Origin of the sequence: Tardiphaga sp. (genome assembly GCF_025356345.1) — a bacterium.
Classification (GTDB): Bacteria; Pseudomonadota; Alphaproteobacteria; order Rhizobiales; family Xanthobacteraceae; genus Tardiphaga.
Genome location: NZ_JANXTC010000012.1, coordinates 1 through 12,996, shown reverse-complemented (window position 1 = coordinate 12,996; position 12,996 = coordinate 1). Strand labels below are relative to the sequence as shown.

Here is a 12,996-nt window from a genome sequence, read left to right as displayed (position 1 = left end):
CGCTTCCGGATCGGCCAGCGCCTTCAGATAAAAGCCGATGCCCTTGGAAAAGGCTTGCAGGAATACCAGCGCGAGCGGCAGCGCGACGAACACGATCAGGAATGTCAGCGCCAGGGTGATGACGATGCCCCGGACCAGACGCGGCTCGGTGCGGGAATCGCGCTGCGCCAATGGCGCCGCGCCGGCGAGCAGCGACGGTCGGGCCGCGGTGCTGGGAGTTGTGCTGGCGGTGACGAGGGTCATGCGCTCAACCCACCGCCAGAGCGCGGGTCTGCGCCCAGCGCTGGATCCGGTTCAGGATGAAGATGATCAGGAACGAGGTCACCAGCATCACCACGGCGATCGCGGTGGCGTCGGCGTAGCGGAACTCCGACAGCCGGATCACGATCAGCAGCGGCGCGATCTCCGACACGTTGGGCAGGTTGCCGGCGATGAAGATCACCGAGCCATATTCGCCGACCGCGCGCGCGAAGGCCAGCGCGAAGCCGGTCAGGATCGCCGGCGTCAGGCTGGGCAGGATCACGCGGGTGATGGTCTGCCAGCGGTTGGCGCCGAGGCAGGCCGCGGCCTCCTCGATCTCGACTTCGAGATCGATCAGCACCGGCTGCACCGTCCGAACGACAAACGGAATGCCGATGAAGATCATCGCGACAAAGATACCGAGCGGCGTGAACGCCACCTTGATACCGAGTTCCGCCAGCGGCGCGCCGAGCCAGCCGTTCTGCGCGAACAGCGTGGTCAGCGCCACGCCGGCCACCGCGGTCGGCAGCGCGAACGGAATATCGACAATGGCATCAAAAACCCGGCGGCCGGGAAACCGGTAGCGCACCAGCGCCCATACGATGACCAGCCCCGCCACCAGATTGACCAGCGCCGCCAGGAACGCCAGTCCGAACGAGATCTTCAAGGCGTGCAGCGTGCGGTTGCTGGTCACCGTATCGATGAACTGGCCGAGACTGAGTTCGCTGGTCTTGACGAAAAGGCCCGCGAGCGGGATCAGGATCAGCAGCGACAGCCAGGTCAGGGTCAGGCCCATGGTCAGGCCAAATCCCGGCAGCGCGCTCCGTTTTGATGCCCTGCTCACCCTATTCCTTCATCGTCACATGGCGGTATCTGACTGGACCCCGGCCGATGATACGACCGGGGCGACATCTTGTCCGGTCGGTGGCCGGTCAGTTCTTGTAGATCTTGTCGAAGATCCCGCCATCGGCAAAATGGGTACTCTGCGCCTTGGTCCAGCCGCCGAACTGATCGTCGATCGTGAACAGTTCGACCTTGGCAAAGGAGGCTTCATACTTCTTGCCGATCTCCGGGTCGCGCGGACGGTAGAAGTTCCGTGCGGCGATTTCTTGGCCTTCGCTGGTGTACCAGTACTGCAGATAGGCTTCGGCCGCCGCCCTGGTGCCCTTCTTGTCGGAAACGGTGTCGACCACGGAAACCGGCGGCTCGGCCAGGATCGACAGCCGCGGCGCCACAATCTCGAACTTGTCCTTGCCGAATTCCTTGACCGCCAGATAGGCCTCGTTTTCCCAGGCCAGCAGCACGTCGCCGACGCCGCGCTCGACAAAGGTGATGGTCGAGCCGCGCGCGCCGGTGTCCAGCACCGGCACGTTCTTGTAGATGCTGCCGACGAATTCCTGGGCCTTCGCATCGGAGCCGAACTTCTTGACCGCGTATCCCCATGCCGCCAGATAATTCCAGCGCGCGCCGCCCGAGGTCTTCGGATTCGGCGTGATGACGCTGACACCGGGCTTGGTCAGATCGTCCCAGTCCTTGATGCCCTTCGGATTGCCCTTGCGCACCAGGAACACGATCGTCGACGTATAGGGGGAGGAATTCTGCGGCAGCCGCTTCTGCCAGTCCTTGGCCAGCAGACCCTTGCCGGCAATCGCATCGACGTCATAGGCCAGCGCCAGCGTCACGACGTCGGCCTGCAGGCCGTCAATCACCGAACGCGCCTGCGCGCCGGAGCCGCCATGCGACTGCTTGATCTCGACACTCTTGCCGGTATCCCTCTGATAGGCGGCGGCAAAGGCCTTGTTGAAGTCGCTGTAGAGTTCACGCGTCGGATCATACGAGACGTTGAGTAGCGACACATCCGCCGCGAAGGCCGAGCCTGCCCAGATCAATCCCGCGATCAAAGAAATCATACGACGGTACATATCAATCTCCATTCATCCGGACAACGCGATCGCTATCGACGGCAAGGACCGCGAAAGTCTTTAAAAGCGATCCTGAAGTCAACGAAACCAGATTTCAATGTTGACGAGATGACGACGGCAATGTGCTAGGAAATGACCGTCGTATGGATTCCGCATTCCGTCTTGGCTTTTCCACGCCAGCGACCGGAGCGTTCGTCCTCACCCGGCGCGGTGCGGCTGGTACACGGCATGCAGCCGACCGAGAGAAAGCCGGACGTCAGCAGCGGATGCGCCGGCAGTTTCGCCGACGCATAGATCAGCTCGATATCCTCGCGCGAGGCGTTGGCAAACGGATTGAACTTCAGTCGCGCGCCATCCCACTCGACGACGGGCATCGCGGCGCGCGCGCCGCCCTGGAAGCGCTTGCGGCCGTTGATCCAGCCGGCGAACGGCGCCAGCGCGCGCGCCAGCGGCTCGACCTTGCGAATCCGGCAGCAGGCATCGGGATCGGAGAACCACAGGTCACGCTGGGGGTCGTCGCGTCGCAGCGTCTCGTCCAGCGGTTGGATCGAACGCACGTCGCGCAGGCCGAGTGTGGCGATCAGCGTGTCGCGATAGGCGAGTGTCTCCTCGAACAGCCAGCCGGTATCGAGAAAGATCACCGGGATCGCCGGATCGACATCGGCCATCACCTTGAGCAGGGCCGCGGATTCGGTGCCGAATGACGACACTACCGCCAGCCTGTCACGGCCGAGTTCACGCAGCGCCGCGGCGATCACCTGCCCCGGCGCGGCGTCGCGCAATTGTCGATCCAGATCCTGCGCCGTCACGGCGGCGTCGAACGACACATCCTGCGCGGGAGAGACCGACGAATGTTGCGCGGGCGCGGCCATCAGCTGGCGCTCTCCGAGTGACGCAACTGCATGCGCCGGTGCAGCGCGGTGATGCGACCGTCGCCGGTCGGCTGATAGAATACCGTGTAGCGCTTGGCGGTGGCGAGGAAGGCCTCCGCATCCCCCTGTTTCTTGACCTCGAAGGCATCGAATCCGGCGCGCAGCATGAACACGAACTGGTCGCGCAGCACCTGACCGGTGGCGCGCAACTCGCCCTTGAACGCGTGCCGCTCGCGCAGCAGGCGCGCCTGGCTGTAGGCCCGGCCATCGCGAAAGGTCGGAAACACCAGCGCCACGACGGCCAGTCTGCCAAGGAACGGCACGACATCGTCGAGGTCGCGGTTGTTCGGCCAGATCACGGCGGTCGGGCCGCCGCGCTGCGAGAGCGTTTCGGGATCGGCGAGGAAGCGCGCGGCGGAAATCAAGACCGCGCCATCGGCCGGAATGTCCGCGTCGTCGGCCACCTGCGGGAACGTGTCGGTGGCAACCCGGCCATTTTTAACGAGTGGCATAGACGCGCTCCTTGAACGGCTCGACGCCGAGCCGCGTCACGGCATCGACAAACAGCTCTTCCGGCCGCAGGCGCAGCGCCAGATAGGCCTCGACAATATCCTCGATCACGTCGGCGACCTCGGCATAGGGCACCGCGGGACCGATCAGCGTACCCACCACGGCGTGCTCATCGGCGCGACCGCCGATGGTGATCTGGTAGTATTCCTCGCCGTTCTTCTCGACGCCGAGAATGCCGATATGGCCGACATGGTGATGGCCGCAGGCATTGATGCAGCCGGAGATGTTGATGTGCAGCCGGCCGATCAGATTGGCGGTGTCGTGGTTGGAGAAGCGATGCGTCAGTTCCTGCGCGATCGGGATCGAGCGCGTATTCGCCAGCGAACAATAGTCCAGCCCCGGGCAGGCGATGATGTCGGTGACCAAATTGACGTTCGGCGTGGCGACGCCGATCTGGTCGAGTGCCTTCCACAAAGCCGGCAGATCGCGCTGCGCGACATGCGGCAGCGCCAGGTTCTGTTCATGGCCGACACGGATCTCGCCGAACGAGTATTTTTCCGCGAGATTGGCGATGGCGTCCATCTGGTCCGCGGTGGCGTCGCCGGGCGGCCCGCCGATCGGCTTCAGCGACAGCGTGACGATGGCATAGCCCGGCATCTTGTGCGGCGCGACCGAGTTCAGCCGCCATGCCTCGAAACGCGGATCGGCGGAGGCCGATTTCACCTCGTCGGGATGGTCCGGCAGCGTCCTGTAGTGCGGATAGGTGAAGCGCGAGCGGATGTCCTCGACCACTTCGTCATCGAGCGACAGCGCGCTGTCGCGGGTCTGCAGCCACTCATCCTCGACCTCCTGCGCGAACTTCTCGATGCCCAGTTCATGGACCAGGATCTTGATGCGCGCCTTGTAGATATTGTCGCGGCGGCCGTACTGGTTGTAGACGCGCAGGATCGACTCGACATAGCCGAGCAGATCGCGGCCCGGCACGAACGGCTTGATCACCTTGCCGATGAACGGCGTGCGGCCGAGGCCGCCGCCAACCAGCACTTCGAAGCCGGTCTCGCCGGCGGCGTTCTTGTGCAGCCGCAGCCCGATGTCGTGCACCTTGATGGCGGCGCGGTCATGCGCCGACGCGGTGATGGCGAATTTGAACTTGCGCGGCAGGAACGAGAATTCCGGATGCATGGTCGAATATTGCCGCAGCAATTCGCACCAGATCCGCGGATCCTCGACCTCGCCGGGGGCGACGCCGGCCCACTGGTCGGTGGTGATGTTGCGGGTGCAGTTGCCGGAGGTCTGCATGGCGTGGATGCCGACTTCGGCGAGGTCTTCCAGCGCATCGGGCAGGTCGGCGAGCTTGATCCAGTTGAACTGGATGTTCTGCCGGGTGGTGAAATGGCCGTAGCCGCGGTCGTAGCGCCGCGCCACATGCGCCATCTTGCGCAACTGCGCCGACGACAACGTGCCATAGGGAATGGCCACCCGGAACATATAGGCGTGCAATTGCAGGTAGACGCCATTCATCAGCCGCAGCATCTTGAATTCGTCTTCGGTGAGTTCGCCGGCAAGGCGCCGCTTCACCTGGTCGCGGAATTCCGAGACGCGCTCGTTGATCAGCGTGCGATCGATTTCGTCATAGGCATACATGAGTCAGAACCTTACGCCGAAACCGGCAGATCGATGGTGACGCCCTGCGCGCGGATCTGCTCGCGCAGATTGCCGGGCGTGATCGCGCCGTTGTCATTTACCGCGACGGGCGCGATATAGGGGCCGATGGCGCCGACATCGTCGGCGGCGGATTCCACCAGCATCGCACGCGCTTCATCGGCGGTGCGCACGATCGCCGCCTGGGCGATCTCGGTGGTCCAGCCTTGCTTCGCATCGCGATAAATCACCACGCCGTCCCAGGCGCGGTTGGCGGTCACCACCGAGGGGCCGTTGATCTTGATCTTCTGTTGCAGGGGAGAGGTCATTCAGCGGCTACCAATAATTCCGAGGCAAGGTGGTTGATCTGGCTGGCGCGCCACGGCGCGGAATGCGCCACGACATCGCCGATGATGAGAATGGCCGGGCCGCTTTCGATCCGCGCGACCAGTGCCGGGAGATCTTCCAGCACGCCCACCGCGGCCCGCGCATCGGGCCGGGTAACACGCGCGAACACGCCGACCGGCGTCCGCGGCGAGCGGCCCGCCGCGAGCAACCCGGCGCGGATCGCCGAGGCGGCGGTCATGCCCATATAGACGACAACGGTCATCTTGTCGTCGGTCAGCGTGCCCCAGTCGACGGCCGCGGCGTCGCCGGCCTTGTGCGCGGTGAGAAAGGTGATGCGCAGCGCCTCGTGGCGATAGGTCAGCGGCACTTCGAATTGCGCGGCGGCGCCGAGGCCCGCGGTGATACCGGGGATCACGGAATACGCCACGCCGGCCTCGCGCAGCGCCGAAATCTCCTCGCCGCCGCGACCGAACACGAAACAGTCGCCGCCCTTCAGCCGCACCGCGCGCTGGCCCGCTTTCGCAGCCTCGACCAGCAGCGCATTGACCGCGTCCTGGCCGATGCCGGGCTTGCCGACGCGGCGGCCGACCGGCACCCGCGAGGCATCGCGGCGGATGCGATCGAGAATTTCAGGCGACACCAGCTCGTCGTAAAACACCACATCGGCGTCCTGCAGCGCGCGCAAAGCCTTGATGGTCAGCAGATCCGGATCGCCCGGCCCGGCGCCGACCAGCGATACATGGCCTTCGGGCGCGCGCGACGATGGCACGCCGGCGAACGCCACCGGATCGGTGATGTCCTTGATGGCCTGCTCGGCCTCCTCGCCGCGGCCGGCCAGTACCAGCGCGCCGATCGGACCATCGACCACGCGCTCCCAGAACCGGCGCCGCAGCGCCATCTCCGGCAGCCCGCCGGAGATCGGCTTGCGCCAGCGGCCGATGAAGCCGGCGAGATCGCCGATCCGCGCCGGCAGCACCGATTCGATCTTTTCGCGGACGCGGCGCGCCAGCACCGGGGCGGAGCCGCCGGTGCCGATGGCCACGACCACATCGCCGCGATCGACGATCGCCGGGAAGATAAAGGTGGAGTGCGCCAGTTCGTCCATGACATTGACCGGGAATCCCGCGGCCTTGGTGCGGGCCGCCATGGCATGGCCGAGCTCGCCTGCCCCGGCACAGAGCACCGCGATCACGCCCGACAGGTCAGCGACCAGCGGATCGCCCGATTCATGCACGATGCGGGCGACGCCCTCGGCGTCGAGCCCGGAAGTGTCCCGATTGCCATCGGTGGCGTACCAGCGAATCCGGGCGCCAGCCGCCAGCAGCAGCCGCAGCTTGGCGCGTACAAGCTCGCCTGCGCCGACCAGAAGGATCGGTCCGGTCTGCAGATCGAGAAACACCGGTAGGAATCGCATGAACGCTCCGCTGCCCGAAAAACGGGGTTGACTGGAATTATTTTCTATATATCTCTCGTTCTGTCCGCGCAAAGAGAAAATTATTTCTTCTTCGACGCGTTCCAATTATAGAATTTTTGTCCCCAAACACCAAGTGCGACAGATGCATCTTCCCAACACCGATCCCGCGGATCGCGGGTCTAGCATTCCGGCACCCGGCCTGCCCTCGGCGACCCAGCAAATTGCGGGCCGATCAGAGGGAGCCGCGCCGTCGATGGATCATCTCGACGAGCTAGAAGCCCAGAGCACCTACATCCTGCGTGAGGCTTTTGCGCGGCTGAAGAAGCTGGCGCTGCTGTGGTCGCTCGGCAAGGATTCCAACGTCATGATCTGGCTGGCGCGCAAGGCGTTCTTCGGCCGGGTCCCCTTCCCGGCGCTGCATGTCGACACCGGCAAGAAGTTTCCCGAGATGTACGCGTTCCGCGAGCAATATGCGACGCAATGGGGCCTCGACCTCAAGGTCGATTACTGCCCGCCGATCGAGACCATCGATCCGACGCTGCCGCCCGCCGCCCGTTCGGCGGCGCGCAAGACCGAGGGGCTGAAACTGGCGCTGGCCAAATACGGCTTCGACGGCCTGATCGCCGGCATTCGCCGCGACGAGGAAGCCACCCGCGCCAAGGAGCGAGTGTTCTCGCCGCGCGGCACCGAGGGCGGATGGGACGTCCGCGACCAGCCGCCGGAGTTCTGGGACCAGTTCAACGCCTCGCCACCGCCGGGCGCGCATCTGCGCATCCACCCGATCCTGCACTGGACCGAGGCGGATATCTGGGCCTACACGCAGCGCGAGAACATCCCTATTATCCCGCTATACCTGGCCCGCGACGGCAAGCGCTACCGCTCGCTGGGCGACGCCGACATCACCAATCCGGTGGCGTCGAATGCCACGACCATCGAACAGATCCTGATCGAGCTGGAAACCAGCAAGGAGCCCGAGCGCGCCGGACGCGCGCTCGACCACGAAACGGAAGACGCCTTCGAGCGACTGCGGGTGGCGGGATATCTGTGATGAATGACGGCGTTAACATCAGTGTAGCAGCGACCGTTCCGGCGACGCCGAACGGCACCACGCGGCCGCAGGTCCGCATCGTCATCGTCGGCCATGTCGACCATGGCAAGTCGACGCTGGTCGGTCGCCTGCTGCACGAGACCGGCTCGCTGCCCGACGGCAAGCTGGAGATGCTGAAAGAGGTCAGCGCGCGCCGCGGCATGCCGTTCGAATGGTCGTTCCTGCTCGACGCGCTGCAGACCGAGCGCGACCAGGGCATCACCATCGACACCACCCAGATCCGGTTTCGCACCCAGTCGCGCGACGTGGTGCTGATCGATGCGCCCGGTCACGCCGAATTCCTGCGCAACATGATCACCGGCGCCTCGCAGGCCGACGGCGCGGTGCTGATCATCGACGCGCTGGAAGGCGTTCGCGACCAGACCCGCCGGCATGGCTATCTGCTGCATCTGCTCGGCGTGAAGCAGGTCGCGATCGTCGTCAACAAGATGGATCGCGTCGATTTTTCCGCGACGCGCTTCCAGGCCATCAGCGACGAAATCTCCGCGCATCTGATCGAGCTCGGCGTCACGCCCACGGCGGTGATTCCGATCTCGGCGCGCGACGGCGACGGCGTCGCCGAACGCACCGCCAACATCGCCTGGTATCACGGCCCGACCGTGGTGGAGGCGCTCGATGCGCTGATCCCGGCGCGGGCGCTGGACGAACTGGCGCTGCGGCTGCCGGTGCAGGCGATCTACAAATTCGACGACCGCCGCATCGTCGCGGGGCGAATCGAGTCCGGCAGTCTCGACACCGGCGACGAGATCGTCATCATGCCGGCCGGCAAGATCGCCACGATCAAATCCGTCGAAAGCTGGCCGCGGACGCCGCTCGCCGGCCCGCAGGGCGCCGGCCGCTCGGTCGGCATCACGCTGGACCGCGAACTCTTCATCGAGCGCGGCGACGTCATCGCCCGCATCGACGCCGCGCCGCGCGACACCAGGCGGCTGCGCGCCCGCATCTTCTGGCTGCACGACGCGCCTTTGACCGAAGGCGCCTCGATCCTGCTCCGGCTCGGGACCCGCGAGACGCGCGCCACCGTGGTGGCGATCGAGAAGGCCGTCGATCCCGGCGACCTCGCTTCCGTCGCCAGCAAGGCGATCGCGCGCAACCATGTCGGCGAGATCGACCTGTCGCTGTCGCAGCCGGTCGCCGCCGATACCTATGTCGACAATCCGCGCACCGGGCGGCTGGTGATCGAGGTCAATGGCCGCATCGCCGGCGGCGGCCTGGTGCTGTCGGTGCATGCCGGGCAGCGCGCCGTGCCGGCGAATATCGTGCCGGTGGAATCCGCGCTGCGCGGCGATGAGCGCTCGGCGCGCAACCACCATCACGGCGCCGTGGTGTGGCTGACCGGCCTGCCGGGTTCCGGCAAATCGACGCTGGCGCGGGCGTTGGAACGCCGGCTGTTCGACCGCGGCGGCTCGCCGGTACTGCTCGACGGCGACACGCTGCGCGCCGGGCTCAACCATGATCTCGGCTTCTCCGCCAGGGATCGCACCGAAAACATCCGTCGCCTCGCCGAAGTGGCAACGCATCTTGCCCGCAATGGCCATATCGCGATCGTGGCGGCGGTATCGCCGTCGCTGCGCGACCGCGCGGCGGCCCGCGGCATCGCGGACACGCTGTTTCGCGAGATCCATGTCGCCACGCCCGCCGAAATCTGCGAGGAACGCGATCCGAAGGGTCATTACGCGCTGGCGCGCGCGGGGACACTGCGGGGCTTCAGCGGCATCAGCAATGATTACCAGCCGCCGACCCGCCACGAACTGACCATCGATACCTCGAAGCTGGCCGTCGGCGCCGCGACCGATGCCATCGAGACCATGCTCGCACAAACCGGCATATTGCTCGACGAGATCATCGATCTCGGCGCCAATATCTGACCGTTACCAAAGGGGACTTGCCTTGAACCGTTTCGTCATCGCGCTCGCCGCCAGCCTCGGCGCCCTCGCGACACCGGGCATTGCCATCGCGCAGACCCCGACCACGCTGCTCAACGTGTCCTATGACATCGCGCGCGAGCTCTATGCCGAGATCAACGTCGCCTTCATCAAGCAGTGGAAGGCCAAGACCGGCCAGGACATCACCATCAACCAGTCGCATAACGGCTCGTCGCGGCAGGCGCGCTCGATCCTGGAAGGGCTGGAGGCCGACGTCGTCACCTTCAACCAGGTCACCGACGTGCAGGTGTTGTATGACCGCGGCAAGCTGATCCCGGCCGACTGGGCGAAGCGACTGCCGAACAATTCCTCGCCATATTATTCGCTGCCGGCCTTTCTGGTTCGCGCCGGCAATCCGAAAGGGATCAAAGACTGGGGCGATCTGGTGAAGCCCGGCGTGCAGGTGATCTTCCCGAACCCGAAGACCTCCGGCAATGCGCGCTACACCTATCTGGCCGCCTATGCCTATGCGAAACACGCCTTCGGCGACGAAGCGAAGGCCGACGAGTTCATCAAGAAGCTGTTCGCCAACGTGCCGGTATTCGACACCGGCGGCCGCGCCGCCACCACCACCTTCGTCGAGCGCGGCACCGGCGACGTGCTGATTACTTTCGAGGCCGAGACCTCGGCGATCCGCGACCTTACGGGCAAGGATTCGGCCGGCCGCGACAAGTTCGAAGTCATCGTGCCGCCGACCAGCCTGCTGGCCGAATTCCCGGTGACGCTGGTCGACAAATTCGCCGACAAGCACGGCACCCGCGCGCTGGCCACCGCCTATCTCGAATATCTGTATTCGCCGGAAGGCCAGGCCATCCTCACCAAGGCCTATAATCGCGTTTCGGACGCCGGCACGATGGCGAAACTGAAGGACCGGTTTCCGGACGTGAAACTGTACCGCGTCGAGGACGAATTCGGCGGCTGGGACAAGCTCAACAAGGACCATTTGAACGCTGGCGCCAAGCTGGATCAGCTGTTCGGGGGAAGGTAATTCCGTCTCGTGTCCCGGACGCGATGCGGCCTAGCGAAGCGAAGCTTCGCGCGGCTTGTGCCGCTTCGCAGAGCCGGGATCCCGGTTTCCTGTATCAAGCGGGGCCCCGGTTCCGCGGAGCAGCACGGCGTGCTGCCCGCGCCCGGGGAACGCGGTCCACATTCCCTTTCCGCGCAAATAGTCTAAGAGAGGCTCGCAGCCTCTCTCGTGTCAGGTCTTGTCTTGCGCCGTAGCGTCATTCCAGGTTTCGGGCTCTCGCTCGGCATCACCGTCCTGTATCTCGGGGCGATCGTGCTGCTGCCGCTCTGCGCGCTGATCCTGAAGGCGTCCGATGTCGGCCTGGTGCAGCTCTGGGGCATCCTGTCGTCGCCGCGCACGCTGTCGGCGCTGCGCGTCACGGTCACGATGGCGCTGGCCGCCACCGCCTTCAACGCCGTCTACGGCCTGCTGCTGGCCTGGGTGCTGGCGCGCTATCAATTCCCCGGCAAGCGCATCCTCGACGCGCTGGTCGACATACCGTTCGCGCTGCCGACCGCGGTGGCCGGCCTGGCGCTGACCGCTTTGTTCTCCAAGAACGGCTGGTTCGGCGCGCCGCTCGATGCGATCGGCTGGCAGGTCGCCTACACCCCGCTCGGCATCGCCATTGCGATGGCCTTCACCAGCATTCCCTTCGTGGTGCGCACGGTGCAGCCGGTGATCGAGGATCTCGGCTCCGACGTCGAGGAAGCCGGCCGCTCGCTGGGCGCCAACGACTTTCAAATTCTGTGGCGGGTGATCTTTCCGGCGATCTTTCCCGCTTTCCTCGCCGGCTGCTCGCTGTCCTTCGCGCGCAGCCTCGGTGAATTCGGCGCCGTCATCTTCATCGCCGGCAACCAGCCGATGAAGACCGAGATCGTGGCACTGCTGACCTTCATCCGGCTCGAGGAATATAATTACGAGGCCGCCGCGGCGATCGCGGTGGTGATGCTGGCGATGGCCTTCGCGATGCTGGTGATCACCAATGCCGTGCAGGCCTGGAACCTGCGCTATCTCGGCCACGGAGACGGCTGATGGCGAAACCTCCCTCCGAACGCGGCCATACCGAATGGATGGTGACCCCGGTCGGCGCCGGCCCGGTGGCGCGCCGCGTCGTGCTCGGCATCGTCGCCATCGTGACGCTGTTTTTTCTGGTGGCGCCGCTGGTGCTGATCGTCTCGTCGGCGCTGTCGCAGGGCGTCGGCGTGTTCTTCCGCAGCCTGTCGGACGCCGGCACCCAGCACGCGATCTGGCTGACCGTGATCACGGCGCTGATCGCGGTGCCGCTCAACATCCTGTTTGGCCTCGCCGCCGCGTGGACCGTGACCAAATTCGAATTCCCCGGCCGCACGCTGCTGATTTCGCTGATCGAGCTGCCCTATTCGATCTCGCCGATCGTGGCCGGCGTCGCCTATCTGTTCGTCTATGGCTCGCAGGGACTGTTCGGGCCGCTGCTGGATTATTTCGGCCTCAAGGTGATGTTCGCTTTGCCGGCGATCGTGCTGGCCTCGATGTTCGTCACCGCGCCCTTCGTGGCGCGCGAGCTGATCCCCTTGATGCAGGTGCAGGGCACCGACGAGGAAGAGGCCGCGGTAACGCTCGGCGCCTCGGGCTTCGCCACCTTCTTTCGCGTCACGCTGCCCAATGTACGCTGGGCGGTGCTCTATGGCGCGATCCTGTGCAATGCGCGGGTGATGGGCGAATTCGGCGCCGTCTCCGTGGTCTCCGGCAATATCCGCGGCCAGACCACCACGCTGCCGCTGCAGATCGAGCTGCTATATCAGGACTACAATGTCGCCGGCGCCTTTGCCGCGGCGACGGTATTGACCGCGGTGGCCGCGGCCACCATCGTCCTGAAACTGGCGCTGGAACGGATCGGCCGCGAAGTCGACGTCACCCCAGCGCGCCCGCCGGGGCATTGAAGCCCTCTTCCTTCCCTCTCCCCTTGTGGGAGAAGGTGGCTTCGCGAAGCGAAGACGGATGAGGGGGCACCAGGCCCGGAGCTTGTGGCTA

Annotated in this window: 12 protein-coding genes and 1 pseudogene; 5 read left to right on the top strand and 8 right to left on the bottom strand. The window is 65.4% G+C overall.

What is annotated here, in order from left to right; genetic code table 11:
- The 8 genes and pseudogenes from cysW (Q0S16_RS00400) to cysG all read right to left on the bottom strand — a co-directional run.
- A pseudogene (gene cysW, locus Q0S16_RS00400) lies at positions 1 to 243 on the bottom strand (sulfate/thiosulfate ABC transporter permease CysW); the annotation flags it as partial.
- A gap of 4 nt (positions 244 to 247) precedes the next feature.
- Positions 248 to 1,084, bottom strand: a complete 837-nt coding sequence (gene cysT, locus Q0S16_RS00395; RefSeq protein ID WP_295843813.1) for a sulfate ABC transporter permease subunit CysT — start codon at positions 1,082 to 1,084, stop codon at positions 248 to 250.
- An 88-nt stretch (positions 1,085 to 1,172) separates the two neighbouring features.
- A complete protein-coding gene (locus tag Q0S16_RS00390; protein ID WP_295843811.1) occupies positions 1,173 to 2,162 on the bottom strand; it encodes a sulfate ABC transporter substrate-binding protein in 990 nt (329 codons plus the stop codon).
- A 125-nt stretch (positions 2,163 to 2,287) separates the two neighbouring features.
- A complete protein-coding gene (locus tag Q0S16_RS00385; protein ID WP_295843809.1) occupies positions 2,288 to 3,034 on the bottom strand; it encodes a phosphoadenylyl-sulfate reductase in 747 nt (248 codons plus the stop codon).
- A complete protein-coding gene (locus Q0S16_RS00380; RefSeq protein ID WP_295843807.1) occupies positions 3,034 to 3,546 on the bottom strand; it encodes a DUF934 domain-containing protein in 513 nt (170 codons plus the stop codon). The genes Q0S16_RS00385 and Q0S16_RS00380 overlap by 1 nt, the downstream gene beginning before the upstream one ends.
- Positions 3,533 to 5,188, bottom strand: a complete 1,656-nt coding sequence (locus Q0S16_RS00375; protein ID WP_295843806.1) for a nitrite/sulfite reductase — start codon at positions 5,186 to 5,188, stop codon at positions 3,533 to 3,535. The genes Q0S16_RS00380 and Q0S16_RS00375 overlap by 14 nt, the downstream gene beginning before the upstream one ends.
- An 11-nt stretch (positions 5,189 to 5,199) precedes the next feature.
- Positions 5,200 to 5,514, bottom strand: coding sequence for a DUF2849 domain-containing protein (locus Q0S16_RS00370; RefSeq protein WP_295843805.1), 315 nt, complete (start codon positions 5,512 to 5,514; stop codon positions 5,200 to 5,202).
- Positions 5,511 to 6,947, bottom strand: a complete 1,437-nt coding sequence (gene cysG, locus Q0S16_RS00365) for a siroheme synthase CysG (protein WP_295843803.1) — start codon at positions 6,945 to 6,947, stop codon at positions 5,511 to 5,513. The genes Q0S16_RS00370 and cysG overlap by 4 nt, the downstream gene beginning before the upstream one ends.
- A 253-nt stretch (positions 6,948 to 7,200) precedes the next feature.
- Between cysG and cysD the strand changes: the two genes are divergently transcribed.
- The 5 genes from cysD to cysW (Q0S16_RS00340) all read left to right on the top strand — a co-directional run bounded on the left by cysD (position 7,201) and on the right by cysW (Q0S16_RS00340) (position 12,905).
- Positions 7,201 to 7,995 (top strand): sulfate adenylyltransferase subunit CysD, encoded by a 795-nt coding sequence (gene cysD, locus Q0S16_RS00360; protein WP_295843800.1) that lies wholly within the window; start codon positions 7,201 to 7,203, stop codon positions 7,993 to 7,995.
- A complete protein-coding gene (gene cysC, locus Q0S16_RS00355; protein WP_295843798.1) occupies positions 7,995 to 9,923 on the top strand; it encodes an adenylyl-sulfate kinase in 1,929 nt (642 codons plus the stop codon). Before cysD ends, cysC begins: the two co-directional genes overlap by 1 nt.
- A 79-nt stretch (positions 9,924 to 10,002) precedes the next feature.
- Positions 10,003 to 10,968 (top strand): thiosulfate ABC transporter substrate-binding protein CysP, encoded by a 966-nt coding sequence (gene cysP, locus Q0S16_RS00350; RefSeq protein ID WP_295843815.1) that lies wholly within the window; start codon positions 10,003 to 10,005, stop codon positions 10,966 to 10,968.
- Positions 10,969 to 11,190: 222 nt separating this feature from the next.
- Positions 11,191 to 12,018 carry a sulfate ABC transporter permease subunit CysT gene (cysT, locus tag Q0S16_RS00345; protein WP_295843795.1) on the top strand — a complete coding sequence of 276 codons (828 nt, stop codon included), beginning with the start codon at positions 11,191 to 11,193 and terminating at the stop codon, positions 12,016 to 12,018.
- Complete coding sequence (cysW, locus tag Q0S16_RS00340) at positions 12,018 to 12,905, top strand: sulfate ABC transporter permease subunit CysW (protein ID WP_295843794.1); 888 nt, start codon at positions 12,018 to 12,020, stop codon at positions 12,903 to 12,905. The genes cysT (Q0S16_RS00345) and cysW (Q0S16_RS00340) overlap by 1 nt, the downstream gene beginning before the upstream one ends.
- Positions 12,906 to 12,996: the final 91 nt, after the last annotated feature.

What these genes read in the sequence shown, in the direction of transcription:
- Q0S16_RS00380 (WP_295843807.1), bottom strand. Translation starts at nt 3,546, where the DNA reads ATGCCACTCGTTAAAAATGGCCGGGTTGCCACCGACACGTTCCCGCAG.
- cysW (WP_295843794.1), top strand. Translation starts at nt 12,018, where the DNA reads ATGGCGAAACCTCCCTCCGAACGCGGCCATACCGAATGGATGGTGACC.
- Q0S16_RS00370 (WP_295843805.1), bottom strand. Translation starts at nt 5,514, where the DNA reads ATGACCTCTCCCCTGCAACAGAAGATCAAGATCAACGGCCCCTCGGTG.
- Q0S16_RS00385 (WP_295843809.1), bottom strand. Translation starts at nt 3,034, where the DNA reads ATGGCCGCGCCCGCGCAACATTCGTCGGTCTCTCCCGCGCAGGATGTG.
- cysG (WP_295843803.1), bottom strand. Translation starts at nt 6,947, where the DNA reads ATGCGATTCCTACCGGTGTTTCTCGATCTGCAGACCGGACCGATCCTT.
- cysD (WP_295843800.1), top strand. Translation starts at nt 7,201, where the DNA reads ATGGATCATCTCGACGAGCTAGAAGCCCAGAGCACCTACATCCTGCGT.
- Q0S16_RS00375 (WP_295843806.1), bottom strand. Translation starts at nt 5,188, where the DNA reads ATGTATGCCTATGACGAAATCGATCGCACGCTGATCAACGAGCGCGTC.
- Q0S16_RS00390 (WP_295843811.1), bottom strand. Translation starts at nt 2,162, where the DNA reads ATGTACCGTCGTATGATTTCTTTGATCGCGGGATTGATCTGGGCAGGC.
- cysC (WP_295843798.1), top strand. Translation starts at nt 7,995, where the DNA reads ATGAATGACGGCGTTAACATCAGTGTAGCAGCGACCGTTCCGGCGACG.